Source organism: Paenibacillus validus NBRC 15382 (genome assembly GCF_004000985.1).
Lineage (GTDB): Bacteria > Bacillota > Bacilli > Paenibacillales > NBRC-103111 > Paenibacillus_G > Paenibacillus_G validus.
Map to the genome: position 1 here is coordinate 286,068 of NZ_BIMH01000001.1, position 20,909 is coordinate 306,976.

A 20,909-nucleotide genomic window follows, 5' to 3' on the forward strand; every position below is an offset into this window, starting at 1 on the left:
AGATCACAATGCCTTGCCTTTAAGTTTGTATACATAGGCTAATACTTCGGCCACGGCTTGGAACATGTCGGCGGGAATCGCTTCTCCGATTTCCACCTGAGCGTACAAAGCCCGGGCGAGCGGTTTATTTTCGATCGTAGCGACGCCATGGTCTTTGGCGACTTGTCTGATCTTGAGAGCGACGAAGTCGGTCCCTTTGGCAATGACGGTCGGAGCCTGCATCTTCGAACCGTCGTACTGGAGAGCCACGGCAAAGTGGGTAGGGTTCGTAATGATAACGTCGGCCTTGGGCACGTCCTGCATCATACGCTGCATCGCCATACGGCGCTGTTTCTCCCGAATTTTCCCTTTGATCAGCGGATCCCCTTCCGACTTCTTATACTCGTCTTTAATGTCCTGTTTGGACATTCTCAAATTCTTCTCATGCTCATATTTCTGATACAAAAAATCGAAAATGGCCAGTATGATCAAAATGCCTCCGATTTTCACGCCAAGGTTCAACACGAGCGAAGAAGTAAAAGTCAGAATCTCCTGAAGAGGGAGATGCGCTAGCTGCATAATGTGCGCTTTCTCGCCCCATAAGACCGAATACACGACATAACCGATAATGCTCATTTTCAACATGGACTTCAGAAACTCAACGACCGACCTCATCGAAAACATTCGTTTCGCGCCTTCAAGAGGGTTCATTTTGCTGAATTTCATCATCAGCGGATCGCCCGTGAGGAGGAAGCCGAATTGCAAATAGTTGCCGAGCACGGCTATGACGACCGCGATTACGAAAATCGGGCTTAATATCAGCAGCATCTGCAGCGCCAGCTGCTCGTATAACACCATCATATTGGGCGATGTGAGGTCGACCAGCAGGAAGTCCGTATAGATCGATCGGAAAACGCCGACCAGATGTCCTTTCATGAACCCGCCGAACAAGTAAAACGCCAGGAAGGAAAAAAACAAGATAAAGGCAGCGGGCAGTTCCATACTTTTGGCCACTTGTCCTTGTTTTCTTGCATCTTGTTTCTTCTTGGGCGTCGCGTCTTCCGTCTTTTCCCCGGCAAACAGCTGCAGGTCGAGTTGTAAACGAAGTGCCGCCACGTCCATCCCCCCTTAGGTTTGAAACAATCCGAAGTAGCTCTTGATCGATTCCATCATTTTGGCGAAAATATTGCTGAACAGAGACTCGTAACCAGGAAATAATAAAACCAACATAATAAGGCCGAGCAACAGCTTGACCGGAAGCCCGATCACAAAAATATTGAATTGCGGCGCGACCCTCGCCAGAAGCCCGAGACCGACGTCCGTCAAAAACATCGCAACGATAAGCGGTGCGGCCATTTGGAAACTTAACGCAAATACGCTTGAGAATGACTTCAACATAAAGTCTGAAATTTGCCCGCCATAAAACTTGGCGAACGTCTCGTTGTTTAACGGGATCCATTCATAGCTTCGCATGATGGCTTCGAGCAAATAATGATGACCGTTTAGCGACAGAAACAGCATCGAGGCGACCATAAATTTCAGGTTGCCGATCACCGGGCTTTGCGTTCCCGTCATCGGATCGATGACGTTCGCAATACCGAACCCGATTTGAATGTCAATGAACGATCCTGCAATTTGCACGATTGTGAAAAACATATAGGCGACAAAGCCCAAGCATAAGCCGACCAATATTTCCCGTATAATCAGCAGCACGTACATCGAATCCATAGCAACCGGCGATTGGGTGCCGGCCCCGACAAAAGCGATAAACGCTACGAAAACCGAGATCCCGATTTTAAACTGCGCAGGCACATTTCGACCCGAAAAAATAGGCGCGACCACAAAAAACGAAGTAATTCGACAAAAAAACAGCAGAAATCCAGGGAGATACTGTACGAACCAAGCCATCTACATGTACCTACCCGACGAATTTGTAAAGATTGTTCATAAGATTATAAGTAAAATCGACGAGCGTATTTAGAATCCAGGGTCCGAAAATCAGAATCGAGACGAGCACCATCACGATTTTCGGTACAAAAGCCAGCGTAGCCTCTTGAATTTGAGTCGTTGCCTGAAAAACGCTGATAATCAAGCCGATGACAAGAGCGACCACCATCATCGGAGCGCTGGCCTTTAACGTTGTATAAACCGCTTCGCCGGCCAACCCGATAATAAACTCCGAGCTCAAAGCAAGTCCCTCCTTTTCGGGTCCCGATTACGAATTGAAACTGAGCAGCAGCGAGCGCACGACCAAATACCAACCGTCAACCAGGATGAACAGCAGTATTTTAAAAGGCAGCGATATCATGACCGGGGGAAGCATCATCATCCCCATCGCCATCAAGGTGCTCGCGACAACCATGTCGATGACTAGAAACGGAATGAATACCATAAAGCCCATTTGAAACGCCGTCTTCAGCTCACTAATCGCATAGGCCGGAACGAGCGCGGTCAGCGGCGTATCTTCCACGCCGCTCGGAGGCGCGGCTTTGGTATAGTCGAGAAACAGCTTCAAATCTTTCTGGCGCGTATGCTGAAACATAAATTGCTTCATCGTAATCGACGCTTTATCCAATGCGGCGGTTTGCGTAATTTCCCCCTTCATATAAGGCTGGAAAGCCGTCTCGTTTATTTCACCTAACGTCGGCGCCATAATAAAGAAGGTTAGAAACATCGCCAATCCGATCAGTACTTGATTCGGCGGCATTTGCATCGTACCCAGGGACGTTCGGACGAAACCGAGCACAATGATAATCCGGGTGAAACTTGTCATCATGACGAGGATGGCAGGCGCAAGACTAAGAATCGTAATCAGGAGTATGATCGTAACGGTACCCGACGCATTGTCCGGACTGTTCGCTGTCCCGATATCGATATTAATACCCGGAATCGGATCCGCCGCGAACGCTTGGCCGGAAACCGAGCAGAGCATTCCGGCAAGCAGAAGCAGCGGTAATAATTTGATGAGCTTTTTCATGGTTTATCATTCAACCGATCTGAATTATTGTCTTGCTGGAGCAGCTCCTCCATCATCTTCTTACGGTCCGTCATCTTGGTCTGGAACACGTGCTGGAACGAGGTTGCTTCAATGTCAAGCTCTTCCTCCACCTCTGGCTTCTGTCTCAGCTTTTTGAGCCAGCCGCCAAACGATTCGAACGCCGGCGCCGTCATAGCCGGACCCGCAGTCATCATGTCGCGAATGAGCGCGACCTCCGCTTCGTCTTCAATCTTCTCGAGCAGTTGGATGTTCTCGCCAACCCCCACGATATAGAGCGACTTCCCGATCTCAACGACTTGGATCGATTTGTTTTGTCCGAGAGGCAAACCGCCAAGCGACCGAATGGATCTTCCTGTGAAGTACTTATTTTTTTGAGCAATGATCTTCATAATCACAAAGAAGATGACGATAATGAGAATAAGAAAAAAAATGACTTTGACAATCATCCCGAGCGTGTCTCCGGCTGAATAGATGTTGTCCGGTGAGTCAAAAGGACTCGAACCGGGCGCATCGGTCCCCGTTTCCCCGAAACAAACAGCAGCTAACCACGCCGCTGTTTGCATCCATAGAACGAGAACGGCTAGCAACGTCTTGGTTGCGAGTCTCTTCAAGTGCTCACATTCCCTTCAATTCGTGAAGTTTCGGGTTACCCCAACGTTTTCTTAATGGCTTCGATAACGCGATCCGCTTGAAACGGCTTCACGATAAAGTCCTTGGCACCGGCTTGAATCGCATCGATAACCATCGCCTGCTGCCCCATCGCGGAACACATGATGACCTTGGCGTTGGCATCGATTTTTTTAATTTCTTTCAACGCTTGGATACCGTCCATCTCAGGCATCGTAATGTCCATCGTGATTAGATCGGGACGCAGCTCTTTGTATTTCTCGATCGCTTGTGCGCCATCGTTCGCTTCACCGCAAACCTCGTAACCGTTTTTGGACAAAATATCGCGGATCATCATTCTCATAAATGCTGCATCGTCTACAATCAGAATTCGGTTTGCCATGGGTATACAGTCCTCCTAGAGCGCTATGGTTTAGTATTGTTGCAGTTTTTGAATCCGGTCCCACTGATTTACGATATCCGTGACACGAACACCGAAATTTTCATCGATAACGACGACTTCGCCTTTTGCAATAAGCTTGTTATTGACGAGAATATCAACCGGCTCTCCTGCGAGTTTATCAAGTTCGATAATCGACCCTTGCGAAAGCTCCAAAATGTCCTTGATCACCTTATGCGTGCGACCGAGTTCCACCGTTACTTTCAATGGTATGTCCAAGAGCAAGTTCAAGTTCGTATCTTCGGCAGGCGACAGCTGCGGCGGCGTGAAATTCGAGAACTGCGCAGGCTGAACATTGACGTTACGCCCTGTCGGCATCCCGTAAGCGGCAGGCTGCGGCGCATAGCCCGGCGGCTGCATCATCGGGGGCTGTTGATACATCGGCGCTTGCTGGTACATCGGCTGCTGCATCGGCGGTTCTTGATACATCGGCGCTTGCTGGTACATCGGTTGCTGAACCTGCGGCTGCTGGTATGCATCATTCGAAGGCGCCGCAGGAGGCGGCGTAAGCGTGTCCTGCGCCATCGAGCCCGGAGCAGGCGGAGCCGACGGCGGCGGAGCGGCCGTTTCCTGCATGTCTCCGCCGCCCATCAGGGTGGAGACCATCTCCCGCGCGAACGCGACGGGCAGCAGCTGCATGATCGTGGAGTCGATCAAGTCGCCAATCGTCAAGCGGAATGAAACCTTGATAAAGACGTCTACTTGCGGAATCGATGAAGGTTCGCCGCCCTCTGCCAAATCCAAGATATCGATCCCCGGCGGCGAAATGTTGACGAATCGGTTAAATATCGTCGACATTGAAGTAGCGGATGACCCCATCATTTGGTTCATCGCTTCTTGTACGGCACTGATATGAATTTCAGACAATTCCATATTTTGCCCCGTACCGTCTCCGCCCATCATCAAATCGGCAATCACTTGCGCATCGCGCGTCTTGATGACCAACAGGTTGATGCCGTCAAATCCGTCAACATAGTTAACGTGGACAGCGACATGCGGCTTAGGAAACTCTTCGACCAAGTCGGCTCGGGCAATCACAGAAACTTTTGGCGTGGTGATATCGACTTTCTTACCGAGCAAGGTCGATAAGGCTGTCGCGGCGCTGCCGAATGTGATATTGCCGATCTCGCCTAAAGCATCTTGTTCCAGCGACGATAAGTAGTCTTCTACTCTTGGACTCGAGCCGCTCGAAAAACCACCGCTTGACTCGCTTTCGGAAGACTGTCTCAGCAAGGCGTCGATCTCTTCTTGAGACAAATAATCCTTATTATTCGTCATTCTCTTCTACTCCTTCACTGACAATCTCACTGATTTGTATAGCCAGCTTACCGCGGGTCGTACCCGGACTGCCATAAAACTTCAACCTTTCCCCTATCCGTATATGCAGCGGCTCATTTACCGATTTGTTCAACGTAATGACGTCGCCTGCATTTAGGCTGAGAAACTCGCGTACGGATATTTGGGAAGCGCCCAGCTCTGCGATAATCGGCAGCTTTGCCTTATGAAGCCGATTCTGCAAAGCCGTCTGCTCTTCCGGGGCACTCGTCTTCTTCTGGGACACAAACCAGTGATGAACCGACAATCTCGGCATAATCGGCTCAATGACGACGTGTGGAATACATAAGTTGATCATCCCCGTCGTATCCCCGATCTTGGTGCTTAACGAAATTAAGGCAATCGTTTCGTTAGGCGAGACGATCTGCATAAATTGCGGATTTGTCTCCAAAGCTTCCAGCCTTGGGGACAAATCAATGACCGTCTTCCACGCTTCCTGCAAACTTTCAAACGCTCTGCTGAAAATCCGCTCCATGACGATCGTTTCGATCTCGGTTAAAGCGTTAATTTTGGTTGGCGAGGTACCCGATCCTCCCAGCAAACGATCGAGCATGGCAAAAGCCACGTTCGGATGCACCTCGAGCACCATTCTTCCTTCCAGAGGCTCCGCTTCGAAAATGTTCAGGATGGTCATTTTTGGAATGGACCGTATGAATTCATCATAAGGCAGCTGCTCGACCTGGACAACATTTATTTGTACAAAGGTCCGGAGCTGTGCGGAAAAATAAGTCGTTAAATAACGGGCAAAGTTTTCGTGAATTCGAGTTAAGCTGCGAATGTGGTCCTTGGAAAACCGCACTGCGCGTTTGAAATCATAGGCTCGAACTTTTTTCTGAGTTTCTTCCTTTTTAAGTTCTTCCGCATCCATTTCACCGGATGAGAGCGCCGCTAGCAGGGCGTCTATCTCATTCTGCGAAAGCACATCTACCATCTGCGTCACCTCCCGCTTGCTTATTCGCGAATATCCCTCAATCTATTGGAGAACGATATCGGTAATAAGGATTTGATTCAATTTACCTTCGTGAAGCAGTTCATTCATTCTATTCATAAGGGCTGAAGTGAGATTGTCAAAGCCTTTTTTGCCCGAAACTTGTTCCGGCGTCATATCGGCCAACGTTTCAATTACGATTGCTTTCATCCGGCTTTGCTGGAAATCAAACTCTTCTTTAGCCTTCTTGTTTTCAAGTTCAAAGGCAAAGCTTACTTTCACGAACTTCGCGCTTGCCCCGCTCGCCGTGGCCAGGTTTGTCAGAACGTCTTTCATTTCGACCGTATTTTCTTTCACTTGTACCGGTGTTAATTTTTTACCGGATTTTACTTCCCGTACCAATTGCTGCGCTTGGTCTTGGGGATCGGAACTGGATTTATCCATGTAATTCCAGAGAACGAACGCTGCAGTTAAAATTAAAGTTATCGCAATAAGTATAGCTACGACCATGATAAAAATTTTACTTTTAAACAACTTACGACCCCTCCGAATTCAGGCTCTTTATCGTTCCGCCGATGAGACCTACGGTCTGCAAAAAGCGCTGTACCATGGCGACAACTTCCGGCACCGGTTCGAGCACCATTATTTTTTTTCCGGTCACCAAAGTAATCATAGTATCCGGAGTCTCTTCAATCGTCTCAATCAGTAAGGCATTAACCATGATCGGTTTGCCGTTAAGCCGGGTGAGCGTTACCATCGGCTACCTCCGCTTGGGATAGGATCGGGGGAGACCGGCTCCCCCGTTTACTGATACTGAACGTTACTATCGTTTCAAGTTGACTACTTCCTGAAGCACTTCATCTGAAGTTGTGATGATTCTGGAGTTCGATTGGAACCCCCGCTGTGCGATAATCATTTCCGTAAATTCGCTCGTTAAGTCCACATTGGACATTTCAAGCTGACCGGAGATGATAGCTCCCGTTCCCGTCTCCGGATTCGCGGCAGTAGCGGCGCCCAGATCGAGTTCTTCCGTGTTGGAGTTCGGCGTCATCCGGTACATGTTACCCCCGATTTTCTCAAGACCGGCAGGGTTCGTCACTTTAGCAACAGCGATAAGCTGTCCGGTCGGAGTCGCCGTTCCATCGGCAGCAACCGAGATAATCTCCCCGTTCTGGGAGATGGAGAAAGCCGTAACGCCATCCTCCAACGTGACCGCTGTGCCTTCGGTATTCAAGACGAACATCCCGTCCGCATTCACGAGGCGATTCAATGCATCCAGCTCAAAGTTACCGGCACGAGTCAAATATGGGCCGTCGCCTCCGTCTACCATCGAGGAAACCGCGAAAAATCCGTCGCCGTCGATCCGCAGGTCGGTCGGTTTGTTCGTCGTCATCGCGCTGCCCGGCGTATGAATCGTATCAACCGCGGCAACCGTAACGCCAAGACCGATCTGCTTCGAATTCACGCCGCCTCTTTCCTCCGTCGGAGCCGAGACCCCGGCGACCGTTTGGCTCAAAATATCTTTAAACATCACGCGTCCGGTCTTGAACCCGACCGTGTTCACATTAGCGATGTTATTCCCGATAACGTCCAACTTCGTTTGAAATCCTCTCATACCCGAAACACCGGAATAAAGAGATCTTAACATCGATCGATTGCCTCCTAAAGGCTGAACTCGTCAGCCTTGCTTAATGGTGTTACTGGTTGTTTCAGTCGGTCCACAACCAAGGCCTCCGAACTCCGGGCCGGCCTGTTCTTAAGAAATGATCATGGCGCTGTCAATTTGCGTAAACAAGTTGTCTTTCATTGATGCTCCGTCCATTGCGGTAACCACGGTCCGGTTCTTAATGTTCACGATTAAAGCCGTATCGTTAATGAGCATCAACGAATCTTTGGCGCCTTTCGTTGCCGCTTTGTCGATGGCGGACTGGATCTTCGCCAGTTGTTCGGGCTGGAACTGAATGCCTCTTTGGCGCAACCGTTCTTCCGCATGATGACTGAAGCGTACGAATTGGTGGTGCAAGATCGAATCAAACGAAGTCGATGGCGCTTCCCGTCCAGTTCTCGTTTGAGGCGGCTTCGAGAGCGCAGGCGTAACGCCATTCGGAAATAGCTGACCTACCGTCATCCGTTCCGTCATGGTGCCTCTCCCCCTGCAGGTTCCTTTGAAGGAGCCGGGTTGCCGATCTGCGAAATATTTTCGAGCGCGACCTCTTCGCCGTTCACTTTTGCAAATTGCTGATGATCTTTAACGGTAATCGACTCGACAACCCCGGTTTTGGAGTGAGTCGTGCCCTCGTTATCTGCGTAAGACCAAGTAATTTCTTTGCCGATCAGTCCCGATGCGAAGCCTAGAGACTGGCGCAACAATTTCATTTCGCTGCTCATATTCGTCAGCTGCTCGACCGAAGTAAACTGCGCCATCTGCGCGATAAACTCTTTATCCTGCAAAGGCTGTGTCGGATCCTGATTTTTTAATTGTGTAATTAATATTTTCAGAAATTGGTCTTTGCCGAGCTCGCTGCCTTCCGTCTTCTTTTCTGCGCGGTCGACGTTCGCTTTCGAATAATAAGGCCAAATATTTTTCGTGCTGATATTGGAATCGGCCATGTTGTTCACCTCCTGCTTCCCGCTTATCTCCAACCGCCGTACAGCGCAACTTAGGCGATGACGTCAATCGAACCGTTAACGCCTGTCCGATTGTCTCCTACGCCGGACATCCTTTCCGTCTCTCCAAGTTCATCTAAAGAAGCAGCTTTATTGCTGCCCGAATTTTTCTGCTTGGACGGTTGCTGCGATTGCTGTTGGCGTCCTTCCTGGAACATCCCGGATTGATAGCTTTGGCTTTGACTGACCTCCAGCTTATCCACTTGAATGCCTTGCGTCTGCAAGGTGTTCTTCAATTGGGAGAGCTGTGCCTCCAACATTTCTTTGCCCGCTGCGCTGTCCGCTACGAATTGGGCGATCAGATGTCCGTTTTGCATCGTCAGCTTGACTTCTACATGACCCAAGTGCTGCGGATAAAGAGAAATTTTCGCTTCTGTCAAGCCGTCGGCCGTCGTCCCAAGTACGAAGGAGCTGACGATAAATTGCGTCATATCCTCAGTGAAGGACGAAGCAGGCATATGCAGCGACGCTGATTTCGAAACCATCTGCCCGTTCTGTACTTGTTTCATGAAATCGTGCATCGTCATCGGCTGGGAAGTTCCCGATTGACCATCCTCCGAACGAAGCGGTTCGAATAAAGGCGCTTCCTCTTCGCTGCCGCTTAGTTCGCTCGTCAGCTTTAAGGCATGCTGTGCCAAAGCGAGCGCTTCGAGTTTGTGCATCGGATTGGAAACCACCTGAACTAGCGGAGCGGTTGAAGGATTCGCCGAATCCGTACTCGCTTTCGCTGAAACAGCGGTTTGCACCGCTTGTTGCGTATCGCTTTTCGCTTTATGTAACTCGCCGAATGTTGCGGCCGCCGACAATAACGCAGACGGCAACTCTTTCATCGCTTGTTGCAAGCTCGGATGCAGGGGCCCGCCGGCCATTATTTCTTTAAGCTGCTTTAGTATCTGTACGACTTCGGCTGAAGACAATAACTTCGACTGAACGTTCGCCGCAGACTCCGAAGCGTCTGTAGCGACTTGCGTCAATAGCGGTATGAACAATTGCGGATTTAACATTTGTTCTTCACCTGGATGAGCTTTTTCTCCGGCCTGCTTCGGATGCTCAGCCGCTTCGCCATCCTTACCGGCACTTGCATCTGTCGATATCAGCGACGCAAGAAGCGCTTGAAGTTCGGCAAGCCAAGCTTGAAGATCCGGATTGCTTAGCAGCGCGTCGACGTCTTCCTGCCGCTCCGTCTGCTCCAGCAATTGAAGGAGACCGTCAATTTGCCCGGCCTGGAGTTCGGTCGACTGTTCGTTCATAACGGAAGCGGCCGCCGCTAACGGGTTGAGCCATTGAATCAAGGCGCTTAATCCGTTCATCCCGCCCTTGGCCTCGCTGCCGGCTTGATTCGCTTCTCCGACAAGCATTCCGGTTAACGTCGTCAAGAACGCACTCCCGCCTGAAGCGGAGCCTTGCGCAGAACCCGCTGAATTGGCGCTTCCGCCTGCAGATGCAGTGCCGCCCAGGGCCACAGATTGAGCTTGAATTTCCATCTTTTCTTTTCACCTCCTTTCAAGCTTCTATTGAGCGAGTCGGGCCGAAATTAAAGCCGCCGTTTCTTTCGATTGATCCGAAATGGCAGAAAGAATTTTCGACCTGCCGGCATTGTCCATGGAATTCAAGATGGAAATGACTTTATCCGGCGTCGTCTTTTGAAGCTCCAGCAGTACCGTCGCAGCGCTTTTCGGCGTCATGTTGGCGAAGGTCGATCCCAGATCGTCCTTGCTAAGCTTGTCGGTCTTGGCTGCCGGCGCTTGCATAGCTTGCAGCCTTTCTTGAAGAGCCGCAAGTTCCGTATCGCGAACGAGCTTCTGATCCTTGATCAAAATGGAAGCTTCCGCCGCCTTCTTCGGATCCATCTTTTCCAAAATTTTCACGCGTTCGTCGTTCTTCATCATACTCAGCACCAGCACTTGTTCGTTCAACGTCAAGTTCTCCAGGATCGGTGCCGATTTACTGGGGGACATCTTCGCATACAGGCTTGCCAGCTGCTGAATTTGTGCCTTATATTCTTCATCCGACTGTGTCTTCGTTTTCATTTGTTCTTCAAGCGAGCTGTTCTTCAACTGAAGCTCTTTGATTTGTTGATCCCGTTGTTGAATCGCCGCCTCCGCTTTTTGCAGATCCTGATCCTTCTGCTGGACGGATGACGTCATTTGCGCAACCTGATCATCCTTCGTCGGGTCGGCCCCCTCCTCTTGGGCCTTCGCCGCCTCAGTCTGCGGTTTCCCGCTATCCGTATCCGACTGAGGATCAGGAATCACTTGGTTGACGACGGGTATTTTATTGGCCGTTTTCAACACATTATTCATCACGTCGTAATCGAAAATCGTCAGCAACACCCCGAGCAAAACGGCCGTAAAAACGAACGGAATGAGGAACCATATCAGAAAACGCTCCATGGCGCCGTAAGATGCGGTTTGCTCTGTGTCTGCGTCTGCCATCTACCGTCACCTCCCCTGCTTAGGCTAAGAAAGCCGTTTATACCGGTTCGTCGCCATTTCATCCAACTGGTCCTGTTCACGCTTCAGCAGATCGGCGGTGAACCGTTGGTACGCTTTCTCTTTCGCTTTGTTCCATACTTTTTCTTCGAGCATCTTTCCATTCAAATCATCCTGTCTCAACTGCACGACCCCTCTCGCCTGCTGAACGTCGCGGTGTTTCGCCTGAATTCGGCCTTCAATGTGATCGACATAACTTTGCAGCAGCATGAGATTGGAAACCGTTGTCCGTCGACCGGATGCTTCATGCAATTGTTCCTGGATATCCGTTTTGGACTGTTGAAGCTCGGAAAGCTTCGACTCCTCTTTACGCATTTGACCGATCGCCTCAGACAAAACCCATTCCGCTTGAGTTTTCTCGTTCTCTTTCAGATCCACGATTTTTTGAAAAGCGTACCGAAAGCGCATCAGTGGTCTCAACCCCTATAAAATTGTTGAATTAATTGCTCCGTTGCTTCCGCATAGGTCAACTTGTCGTGCACCCGCTGCTTCGTATAGTCCCAGATCGATTGGATCGAATCCATGGAGAGGTCGATTTCCGGGTTCGACCCTCTCTGGTACGCCCCTATATTGATCAAGTCTTCCGAATCTTTATATACAGCTAACAAACGCTTCAAGTTTTCGGCTGCAAGCTGCTGTTCTTGAGGCACGATTTCTTTCATGACCCGACTGACACTCGCAAGCACGTCAATGGCCGGATAGTGACCGCGGTTCGCGATACCTCGATTGAGAACGATATGACCGTCCAAAATACCCCTTACCGCATCCGCAATCGGTTCGTTCATATCGTCGCCGTCGACCAGCACCGTGTAGAACGCTGTGATCGATCCTTTCGGCCCGGTTCCGGATCGCTCCAGCAGCTTGGGCAGCGTAGCAAAAACAGAAGGGGTGTAACCTCGCGTTGCAGGCGGTTCGCCAACGGCAAGACCAACTTCCCGCTGTGCCATCGCAAAACGTGTAACGGAATCCATCATCATCATGACGTTAAGTCCGCGATCGCGGAAATACTCGGCAATGCTAGTGGCGATCAAAGCGCCTTTGATCCGAATTAGCGCAGGCTGATCGGAAGTAGCGACGATAACGACAGAGCGGGCCAGTCCCTCCGGTCCGAGGTCGCGTTCGATAAAATCAAGCACCTCGCGTCCACGCTCACCAATAAGGGCAATGACATTGACGTCCGCTGACGTATTTCTTGCGATCATTCCCATCAGCGTACTTTTCCCGACGCCGGATCCTGCAAAAATACCGACGCGCTGACCTTTGCCGATCGTTAACAAACCGTCGATACAACGCACGCCGACACTAATCGGCTCCTGAACCCGCGGACGCTTCAGAGGATTGCTGGGGACGTTGTTGGTCGAATAATGGGTCATTCTTGCCGGCAAGAACGTTCCATCGAGCGGTTGTCCGAGACCGTCCAGCACTTTACCGAGCAATTCGTGACCGACCTGCACGGTTAGCGGCTTGCCCGTTCCGACTACGTCGCAGCCGGGACCGATGGAATTCAGCTCGCCGAGCGGCATCAAGATCACTTTGTTATTTTTGAAACCAACCACTTCCGCCTTCAAGGGCTGATTCGATTTAAACGGATAAATGTAACAGACGTCGCCGACGCTCGCATCCGGCCCCTCGGATTCCACCGTCAGTCCGATAACTTGCGTCACCTTGCCGTTAACGCGAATCGGATCCATCTGCCTGAGATGATCAATATATTTTTGAGCGGACGGGCTTTGCATCAGGTTAGCCTCCTTCGTTGCGGATGGCGAGATCTTGCAGCGCTTGCTTAATTTCGTTCAACTGCGTATCGATTCTTGCGTCGATACTGCCGAAGGATGAGCGAATGACACAGCCATGATCTTGCACCGAACCATCCGGAATGATTTGCAGCTCGGCCTGGGAATCGATATGCAGCAACAGCTCGTCCCGCGCGTCTTGAATATAGGAGAACTGGGAAGGGGAAACACAAAGCGCAATCATTCCCTTTTCCCTGCGACGCGCAAGCACCTTGCGAATCATCTCCGTCACCCATTGCGGTTCCAGCGACAGCTGGCGTCCGATAATTTTCTCGGCGATCGAACAGCTCATTTCAATAAGAAACGGTTCGGATTCCTGAATGATCTCTTGCTTCAATATATACGCTTGCTCCAAGGTTTGAGCCGCCTCCTGCAGCATCTGGTCGTAACGCTCGCGGAGCTCGGCTTCCGCTTGCGCCAAGCCTGCCTCATAGCCTTGCAGATAGCCTTGTTCTTTGTTTTCCTGCAGCACGCTTTCGTCCAGCATCCGGCGTTCTTGCCACCAGGCCTCGATCTCGGCCTGCGCCTGTTCTTTTAAGACAGCCACCTCGTCCATCGCCGCGCGAACTTGCTCTTCGGCAAAACTTTGCGCGTCTTGAATGATTTGCGCTTTCTCACGGTTCAGCTCGTCGAGTTCCTGCTGCTGTTCGGCCGTGCGGCCTTCCTCAGCCGTTTCTTCAAGATCCGGCAACGGCGGCTTCGGTTGTTCGACAATTTTCGTGTCCTCGACAGGAACATATTGAAAAAACTTGATGACATTAGACAATAATATCATCTCCTCCGCCACGTGCGATGATGATCTCACCGGCTTCTTCCAAACGGCGGATCGTCGATACAATGCGCGTTTGTGCTTCTTCTACGTCGCGCAAGCGGACAGGACCCATGAATTCCATTTCTTCGCGGAACGTTTCGGCCATCCGTTTGGACATGTTCTTGAAGATGGCTTCACGCACTTCTTCGCTGGCAACTTTAAGCGCAAGCTGAAGGTCGGCGTTCTCGATATCGCGAATAATGCGTTGAATCGAACGATTGTCGATGTTGACGATATCTTCGAAGACAAACATGCGTTTCTTGATTTCTTCGGCAAGCTCCGGGTCTTGAATCTCCAGGGAGTCCAGAATGGTCCTTTCCGTCCCGCGGTCGACACCGTTCAAGATTTGAACAACCGAAGAAATCCCGCCTGCATTCGTATAATCCTGTGTCACGGTAGCGGACAGTTTTTGCTCCAGCACGCGTTCGACTTGGCTGATGACCTCCGGCGACGTGCTGTCCATCAGCGCAATCCGCTTGGCGACATCCGCTTGTTTATCTTGCGGCAGCGAAGAAAGAATGATCGACGCTTGCTCCGGCTGCAAGTAAGAGAGCACAAGCGCGATGGTTTGCGAGTTTTCGTTCTGGATAAAGTTTAAAATTTGGGCCGGATCCGCTTTGCGCGCAAAATCAAACGGCCTGACTTGCAGCGTCGCAGTCAGTCGGTTTATGATGTCGAGCGCCTTCTGGGAACCGAGCGCCTTCTCCAAAATTTCTTTGGCGTACGAGATACCGCCTTGCGAGATAAATTCTTGCGCTAGGCAAATTTGATGAAACTCAGCCATAATCGCGTCTTTTTCGGCATTATCGACTTTTCGGACATTGGCTATTTCCAACGTAAGCTGCTCGATCTCTTCATCCCGCAAATGTTTAAAAATTTGGGCCGATACCTCGGGTCCTAAGCTGATCAGAAGAATAGCAGCTTTTTGCCGTCCCGATAAAATGGGTTGCTGTACTTTAGCCAAGCACTGTACACCTCTATTCGTCTACTAACCAAGTACGAAGCAGATTAACGAACTCGTCCGGTTTCCGTTTAGCCAACTGTTCCAGCTGCTTGCGTATTTGGTTTTCATTATTAACATTGTCGATATCAATAGTCGGGAATTCCACTTTCGGCGCCGCATCTTCGAGCAGTGCAGCTGCTTCGGCTTCCTCTTGCGCTTTGCGTCTGCGCCGCATGAACCAGAAAGCCCCTCCCGCGAGTAACGCCAATGCCAATCCGCCCAGGCCTCCGTAAAGGAGCATTGCGTTGGAAGCGGTAGCTTGCGATTCGTTCGTTTTAGCGAACGTATGGGGAAACACCGTTACTTTTTTAGCTAAATCTTCGTCGGTCAGCGTCACTTTGCTGTCTGCCAGCGCCGCGCGAACAATGTTGACAAGAATCTGGCGCACCGCTTCCGTCGTTTGCGGAGTTAATGAATTCGGATCTGCCGGATCGGGTGGTTCAACCCCGACGTTAATGGTTAAATCCTTTACAGTGTATGGTGTAGCTACGATTTCTTCCGTGATGCGGTTCACTTCATAGTTTACGGTTCGCTGCAATTCTTCGGAATTGGACGTGCCGCTGTTGTTACTGCCTGGATATCCGGGTACATCGGTTGCACCGGTTCCCGGTACACCGGCGTTTGCGGCGCTGTTGTCGCTGTTATAATTTTTTTGAATTTCCTGAACGGAAATTTCAAGTCCTCTTTGATCGACTTCATTGGGAGCCGTCACCAGATTGCGCTTAGAGCTCGTTTGATCAAAGTTCATTGTAGAGAACACGCTGACGATAACCTTGTCTCTGCCAAGGATGGCACTGAGCATCTGTTGCACGTTCCGCTGCACATCATTGCGGAATTGGTTATTGATTTCGAATTGGTCTTTCGCCAGGCTGGACGAACCGTTCGTCTTTCCTTTGCCTTTGGAGTATTCCAGCAAGTCCCCGTTCTGATCGGAAATGGTAATATTTTCGACCGGCAATCCCTTCACACTGTGGGAAACGAGGTTGTACATCGTATCTACTTTTGCTTGATCCAGCGTGTATCCGGGTTTGATCTCAAGAACGACGGATGCGGTAGCTTTCTCCGGCTCGGCGCCCTTCGGAAGAAACACGCTTTCTTTAGGCAAGCTGATCAGAACCTTGGAACTCTGGATGGCATTGTTGGAATTGATCAACTGCTGCAGTTCGCCTTGAACGGCATTGACGTATTTCACGTCGAATTCGCGATCCGTTGTCCCGAATGTGCTGCTCTGGTTAAATGCGCCGTAACCGACGTTGCCGGTTTTGTTCAAACCTTGCGATTCGACCGCCAATTTGACGTTGGCCACTTCGCTTCGGGGGACGCCGATGCTCTTCCCGTCATCGCTTAGCTGATACGGGATTTTAGCCCCGTCCAAATATCCTTTGATCGCTGCCGCATCGCTAGGTTGCAAATTCGTATAAGCCAGTGCGTACTCCGTCTTGGAAAAATTATAACTGATGATCCCTACCGTCAGTATGATCAAAATCACAGTGGCGATCAGTGTAAACTTTTGTGTTTTGCTAAATTGATTCCAATATTGTCTAATGCGGTTCCAATATTGGAGTACATTCTCGTTCACCATTTCACCCCATTCAACCTGAACATCACGAAGATAAATCAAGTAAGATTAGACCTGCATACGCATAATTTCCTGATAGGCCTCAATAACTTTGTTTCTTACTTGAACCGTTAGTTCCAATCCGAGCGATGCTTTTTCGGAGGCAATCATCAGTTGGTGAACGTCGGAAATTTCACCTTTAACGAATTGGTTGTTCAATTTATCTACGCCAGCTTGCTGGGCGTTCAAATCCGCAATCGCGCCGTTTAAAAATCGACTGAATTGGTCGGACACTTCAGCAGCGGTCAAGGTTTTCGGCTCAGCGGCTTTGACCGTCATTAACGGTTGCAAGCTCAGCTTATCAATCATGTTCGTAACCCCTTTACCCAAATGGCTTGTCGTTTTTATCTACCGATTTCGAGCGCTTTGGTCACCAACGCCTTGGAGGCGTTCAAAGCGGTAACATTCGCTTCATAGGATCGCGTTGCCGACATCATGTCAACCATTTCTTTCAGAATGTCTACGTTCGGCAGCATGACAAATCCGTTCTCGTCCGCATCGGGATGCGTCGGATTGTATACTTGCTTAAGCGGTGAAGTATCTTCAATCACCTGCGCAATTCTTACCCCTTCGCCTGCCCCGGCATCCTTACCGGACATTGCGTTTTGAAGCGTGTAGGCAAAACTTTGCTGCTTCGGCTCCATCGTTACGAGCTTTCGTTGATAAGGTACCCATTTGCCGTTCACCATGCGCGCGCGCGTCGAGTCGGCGTTGGCAATGTTGGAAGAAATGACATCCATTCGAAACCGCTGAGCCGTCAGGGCGGAAGCACTTATGTCATAACCGTTCGTTAATCTCACCGCTTACCGTCCCCCTATAGCTGTTCTAACCTTTTTGATATCCGCACTCACTTGCTGCACCATCGTATTGTAGCGTAATTGGTTCTTGGCCATTAAGGCCATTTCATAATCGATGTCGACATTATTCAGGTTATTGTTGATTAATGTTTGATTGTCCCGTATCAACTGCGGCTGGGGCTGACTAGGACGCCCAATTTCAATATGCCGCGGATCCGTCCGAAATCCTTGGATTGAACCTCCGTTTATTTCCTGCTGCAGCAATTCTTCAAATCGAACTTCCGATCTCTTAAAAAATGGCGTATCGACGTTGGCTATGTTATCGGCAATAACTCTTTGCCGTAAGGTGGCCGCATCCAACGTGCGTTCCATCATTTGAAAACCGGGCTTATTCAGGATCATCATAAGAAAAACTCCTACTTTCGCACGAAATAATCTGAGAGTAGTAATTCAACAAGGGAGGGGTAATATCCTCCTTTCTTCGACAATATCTTTTAAAAAAATAATAACAACCATGGCATATATTGTAGTAACCGAGAACTATATCTATATTGAAGAAAGATGGAAATGATTTCAATAAGAAAAAAGCCCTATATTTTCATATAGGACTTTAAAAAACGATGTTATTTTGTTAATTTCGACACATTTCAAAAAAAATTTATAATTTCACGCTCTGTATACCGGCAAGAAGTTGATCATTCAGGACTCGAATATACGTCCCTTTCATCCCGAGGGAGCGCGTTTCGATGACGCCGGCGCTCTCCAACTTGCGCAGCGCATTGACGATAACCGAACGCGTAATGCCGACACGATCGGCGATTTTGCTGGCCACGAGCAGCCCTTCCATGCCTTCAAGCTGCTCGAAAATATGCTCGACCGCTTCCAGTTCGCTGAAGGACAGCGAGGCTACCGCTACCTGAACGACCGCCTTGCTTCTTGCTTCCACTTCGATCTGCTCCGCCTTTTCCCGCAAAATCTCCATCGCCACAACCGTTGAACCGTATTCAGCCAATATTAAGTCGTCGTCGATAAATTCGCGGCCGCGCTTCGTCAGCACGAGCGTCCCGAGGCGTTCCCCGCCTCCAATAATCGGGACAAGCGTGATATGAAATCTCGGCTCATCCGCATGATCGCCGAACACGTCATAAGCGGAACCCGCTTCTAAATTCGACGACGTTTCCGTCACCTGCATGAGAAGTTGATTATATTCGTTCGGAAAGCGATTTTCTTGCAGAACGGAAAGCCTCGTCCAAGCCTCCTGCCCCGACGTGGTAAGCGAACTGCCCAGCACCTTTCCCCTCCGGCTGACGACAAAAATATCAGCGGACAAAATATCGCCGAGAACGGCCGCCATATCCATAAAGCTGACCGGATTGCCCGCTTCTTTTTGCAACAATTTATTCAGCCTTCTGGTTTTCATCAAAAGTGTCATGTTCGTGCCTCCAAGTCAAACGATTACAGTATATATTGGCTCAAATCCCGATTCTGAACGATATCGGACAACTTCTCGCGCACATATTCGGGAGAGATTACGATTTGCTCCAAGGTAAGCTCAGGCGCTTCAAAAGACAAGTCCTCCAGCAGTTTCTCAAGTATCGTGTGCAGACGACGCGCACCGATATTGTCGGTGTTCTGATTCACTTCTGCGGCAATCCGCGCAATTTCAAGAATCGCCTCATCTGAAAATTCGACACGGATGCCCTCGGTCTCGAGCAATGCGGTGTACTGCTTCGTCAGTGCGTTTTTGGGTTCTTTCAAAATCAGTACGAAGTCTTGCTGGGTCAGGCTGCTTAATTCGACGCGAATCGGAAAGCGCCCCTGCAGCTCGGGAATTAAATCGGAAGGCTTGGCAATATGAAACGCCCCAGCAGCCATGAATAAAATAAAATCGGTTTTGACCGGTCCGTACTTCGTCAAAATGGTCGAGCCTTCCACAATCGGCAAGATATCCCTTTGCACGCCCTCGCGTGATACGTCGGGCCCACCGCCGCGGCCGGAACTGCAAATTTTGTCGATTTCATCGATAAAAATAATGCCGCTTTGCTCCGCGCGAAGCACCGCCTCCTGAATGACTTCGTCCATATCAAGCAGCTTCTGCGCTTCCTCATGAAGCAGCGTCTTGCGCGCCTCCTTGATCGGCAGCTTGCGCTTTTTCGTACGCTTCGGCAATAAGCTCCCGAACAGCTCCTGCATATTCATGCCCGCCTGCTCGTTACCTTGGCCGCCCAGCATGTCGAGCATTGTCGGACTGTTGTCCTCCACCTCGATCTCAATCACCTTCTGCTCAAGCTCGCCTCGCTCAAGCTGCTCCTTCACTTCTTTGCGTCGGGCGATAATCGCGGCGTCATTCTCCGGCTCCGTTTCGGCCGCCGGATTTCCTTGATTGCCGAACAACATTTCGAACGGGTTGCGTTGTCCTTTCGATTTCGAGGGGCTCGGCACAAGGATCGCAGCGATACGTTCGACGACCATTTGCTCCGCTTTGTCCTTCAATCGGTCCGTTTTCTCCGCTTTCACCATCCGGATCGACGTTTCGACCAAATCGCGAACCATCGATTCGACATCGCGTCCGACATACCCGACTTCCGTAAATTTGGTCGCTTCGACTTTAATAAAAGGCGCCCCGACAAGCTTAGCCAGCCGTCGGGCGATTTCCGTCTTCCCAACGCCGGTAGGTCCGATCATAAGAATGTTTTTCGGCACAATCTCATCCCGGAGCGATTCTTCCAATCGGCTGCGGCGATAACGGTTGCGCAAGGCAACGGCGACTGATTTCTTAGCCTGCCGCTGGCCGATAATATATTTATCCAATTCGGCTACGATTTCTTTCGGAGTCAAGCTGTTTGCAGGCACGTCCGCCACCTCCCGGATTATTCGATCTCTTCGACGATAATGTTATGGTTTGTGAATACGCAGATGTCGGCAGCCATCGTCAAAGCCGCCTTCGCGATTTCCTTGGCACTCATGTCGGGCGCGTACCGGTGAAGCGCTCTACCCGCCGCAAGCGCGAAGCTGCCTCCGGAGCCGATCGCCAGTATGCCGTCGTCCGGTTCGATAATTTCGCCATTGCCGGAAATCAACAGCAGGCCCGTACGATCCATGACGATCATCATCGCCTCAAGACGCCGGAGCACCCGGTCTTGACGCCAATCTTTGGCCAGCTCCACCGCGGCCCGCTGCAAGTTGCCGTGATGCTCCTCAAGCTTGGCCTCAAATTTCTCAAAAAGGGTGATCGCATCCGCCACCGAGCCTGCAAAGCCGGCGATGACGTTGCCGCGGTACAATCGGCGTACTTTCTTCGCTTGCGACTTCATCACCATACTGTTGCCGAACGTCACTTGACCGTCCCCGGCGATGGCGCCTTTCCCCTGATGCCGGATCGCGAATATCGTCGTCGCGTGAAATGTCTCCATAAGGCGAAT

The 20,909-nt window shown here is 50.4% G+C and carries 26 protein-coding genes; all 26 read right to left on the minus strand.

Annotated features, from left to right (window positions below; translation table 11 throughout):
• Positions 1-3: 3 nt before the first annotated feature.
• The 26 genes from flhB to hslV all read right to left on the minus strand — a co-directional run bounded on the left by flhB (position 4) and on the right by hslV (position 20,900).
• On the minus strand, positions 4-1,095 hold the full coding sequence (flhB, locus tag PVA01S_RS01340) for a flagellar biosynthesis protein FlhB (RefSeq protein ID WP_413773683.1): 1,092 nt from the start codon (positions 1,093-1,095) through the stop codon (positions 4-6).
• A 12-nt stretch (positions 1,096-1,107) separates the two neighbouring features.
• A complete protein-coding gene (gene fliR / locus PVA01S_RS01345) occupies positions 1,108-1,887 on the minus strand; it encodes a flagellar biosynthetic protein FliR (protein ID WP_127604535.1) in 780 nt (259 codons plus the stop codon).
• Positions 1,888-1,897: 10 nt separating this feature from the next.
• Positions 1,898-2,167, minus strand: coding sequence for a flagellar biosynthesis protein FliQ (gene fliQ / locus PVA01S_RS01350; RefSeq protein ID WP_054796996.1), 270 nt, complete (start codon positions 2,165-2,167; stop codon positions 1,898-1,900).
• 27 nt (positions 2,168-2,194) lie between these two features.
• Positions 2,195-2,956, minus strand: a complete 762-nt coding sequence (gene fliP, locus PVA01S_RS01355; RefSeq protein WP_127604537.1) for a flagellar type III secretion system pore protein FliP — start codon at positions 2,954-2,956, stop codon at positions 2,195-2,197.
• Positions 2,953-3,588: a flagellar biosynthetic protein FliO gene (locus tag PVA01S_RS01360; protein ID WP_236595864.1), complete on the minus strand. Its 636-nt coding sequence runs from the start codon at positions 3,586-3,588 to the stop codon at positions 2,953-2,955. Before PVA01S_RS01360 ends, fliP begins: the two co-directional genes overlap by 4 nt.
• Before the next feature lie 35 nt (positions 3,589-3,623).
• Positions 3,624-3,986, minus strand: coding sequence for a response regulator (locus PVA01S_RS01365; protein WP_127604539.1), 363 nt, complete (start codon positions 3,984-3,986; stop codon positions 3,624-3,626).
• A gap of 30 nt (positions 3,987-4,016) precedes the next feature.
• Positions 4,017-5,321 (minus strand): flagellar motor switch phosphatase FliY, encoded by a 1,305-nt coding sequence (gene fliY / locus PVA01S_RS01370; RefSeq protein ID WP_054796995.1) that lies wholly within the window; start codon positions 5,319-5,321, stop codon positions 4,017-4,019.
• Positions 5,311-6,309 (minus strand): flagellar motor switch protein FliM, encoded by a 999-nt coding sequence (fliM, locus tag PVA01S_RS01375; RefSeq protein WP_127604541.1) that lies wholly within the window; start codon positions 6,307-6,309, stop codon positions 5,311-5,313. Before fliM ends, fliY begins: the two co-directional genes overlap by 11 nt.
• A gap of 42 nt (positions 6,310-6,351) precedes the next feature.
• Positions 6,352-6,840, minus strand: coding sequence for a flagellar basal body-associated FliL family protein (locus PVA01S_RS01380; RefSeq protein ID WP_127604543.1), 489 nt, complete (start codon positions 6,838-6,840; stop codon positions 6,352-6,354).
• 1 nt (position 6,841) lies between these two features.
• Positions 6,842-7,063 (minus strand): flagellar FlbD family protein, encoded by a 222-nt coding sequence (locus PVA01S_RS01385; protein WP_127604545.1) that lies wholly within the window; start codon positions 7,061-7,063, stop codon positions 6,842-6,844.
• Positions 7,064-7,129: 66 nt separating this feature from the next.
• Positions 7,130-7,954: a flagellar basal body rod protein FlgG gene (flgG, locus tag PVA01S_RS01390; protein WP_127604547.1), complete on the minus strand. Its 825-nt coding sequence runs from the start codon at positions 7,952-7,954 to the stop codon at positions 7,130-7,132.
• A 108-nt stretch (positions 7,955-8,062) separates the two neighbouring features.
• On the minus strand, positions 8,063-8,446 hold the full coding sequence (locus PVA01S_RS01395; RefSeq protein ID WP_054796993.1) for a TIGR02530 family flagellar biosynthesis protein: 384 nt from the start codon (positions 8,444-8,446) through the stop codon (positions 8,063-8,065).
• The gene (gene flgD / locus PVA01S_RS01400; protein ID WP_127604549.1) at positions 8,443-8,916 is read right to left on the minus strand and encodes a flagellar hook assembly protein FlgD; all 474 of its coding nucleotides are present in this window, start codon (positions 8,914-8,916) and stop codon (positions 8,443-8,445) included. The genes PVA01S_RS01395 and flgD overlap by 4 nt, the downstream gene beginning before the upstream one ends.
• Before the next feature lie 50 nt (positions 8,917-8,966).
• Entirely contained in the window at positions 8,967-10,457 is a 1,491-nt protein-coding gene (locus PVA01S_RS01405; protein WP_127604551.1) for a flagellar hook-length control protein FliK, read from the minus strand.
• A 27-nt stretch (positions 10,458-10,484) separates the two neighbouring features.
• Complete coding sequence (locus PVA01S_RS01410; RefSeq protein ID WP_054796991.1) at positions 10,485-11,408, minus strand: MotE family protein; 924 nt, start codon at positions 11,406-11,408, stop codon at positions 10,485-10,487.
• A gap of 24 nt (positions 11,409-11,432) precedes the next feature.
• Positions 11,433-11,873: a flagellar export protein FliJ gene (fliJ, locus tag PVA01S_RS01415; protein ID WP_127604553.1), complete on the minus strand. Its 441-nt coding sequence runs from the start codon at positions 11,871-11,873 to the stop codon at positions 11,433-11,435.
• Positions 11,874-11,881: 8 nt separating this feature from the next.
• The gene (gene fliI / locus PVA01S_RS01420; protein ID WP_127604555.1) at positions 11,882-13,201 is read right to left on the minus strand and encodes a flagellar protein export ATPase FliI; all 1,320 of its coding nucleotides are present in this window, start codon (positions 13,199-13,201) and stop codon (positions 11,882-11,884) included.
• Between the two features lie 4 nt (positions 13,202-13,205).
• Positions 13,206-14,024, minus strand: a complete 819-nt coding sequence (locus tag PVA01S_RS01425; protein ID WP_127604557.1) for a FliH/SctL family protein — start codon at positions 14,022-14,024, stop codon at positions 13,206-13,208.
• The gene (gene fliG / locus PVA01S_RS01430; protein ID WP_127604559.1) at positions 14,017-15,033 is read right to left on the minus strand and encodes a flagellar motor switch protein FliG; all 1,017 of its coding nucleotides are present in this window, start codon (positions 15,031-15,033) and stop codon (positions 14,017-14,019) included. Before fliG ends, PVA01S_RS01425 begins: the two co-directional genes overlap by 8 nt.
• 13 nt (positions 15,034-15,046) lie before the next feature.
• Positions 15,047-16,654, minus strand: a complete 1,608-nt coding sequence (gene fliF / locus PVA01S_RS01435; RefSeq protein WP_127604722.1) for a flagellar basal-body MS-ring/collar protein FliF — start codon at positions 16,652-16,654, stop codon at positions 15,047-15,049.
• Between the two features lie 45 nt (positions 16,655-16,699).
• Complete coding sequence (gene fliE / locus PVA01S_RS01440) at positions 16,700-16,999, minus strand: flagellar hook-basal body complex protein FliE (RefSeq protein ID WP_054799591.1); 300 nt, start codon at positions 16,997-16,999, stop codon at positions 16,700-16,702.
• A gap of 35 nt (positions 17,000-17,034) precedes the next feature.
• Positions 17,035-17,490: a flagellar basal body rod protein FlgC gene (gene flgC, locus PVA01S_RS01445; protein ID WP_054796990.1), complete on the minus strand. Its 456-nt coding sequence runs from the start codon at positions 17,488-17,490 to the stop codon at positions 17,035-17,037.
• A 3-nt stretch (positions 17,491-17,493) separates the two neighbouring features.
• Positions 17,494-17,892, minus strand: a complete 399-nt coding sequence (gene flgB, locus PVA01S_RS01450) for a flagellar basal body rod protein FlgB (RefSeq protein WP_127604561.1) — start codon at positions 17,890-17,892, stop codon at positions 17,494-17,496.
• A gap of 253 nt (positions 17,893-18,145) precedes the next feature.
• Complete coding sequence (gene codY, locus PVA01S_RS01455; protein WP_054799589.1) at positions 18,146-18,919, minus strand: GTP-sensing pleiotropic transcriptional regulator CodY; 774 nt, start codon at positions 18,917-18,919, stop codon at positions 18,146-18,148.
• A 23-nt stretch (positions 18,920-18,942) separates the two neighbouring features.
• The gene (hslU, locus tag PVA01S_RS01460) at positions 18,943-20,340 is read right to left on the minus strand and encodes an ATP-dependent protease ATPase subunit HslU (RefSeq protein WP_127604563.1); all 1,398 of its coding nucleotides are present in this window, start codon (positions 20,338-20,340) and stop codon (positions 18,943-18,945) included.
• A gap of 17 nt (positions 20,341-20,357) precedes the next feature.
• Positions 20,358-20,900: an ATP-dependent protease subunit HslV gene (hslV, locus tag PVA01S_RS01465; protein ID WP_054796988.1), complete on the minus strand. Its 543-nt coding sequence runs from the start codon at positions 20,898-20,900 to the stop codon at positions 20,358-20,360.
• Positions 20,901-20,909: the final 9 nt, after the last annotated feature.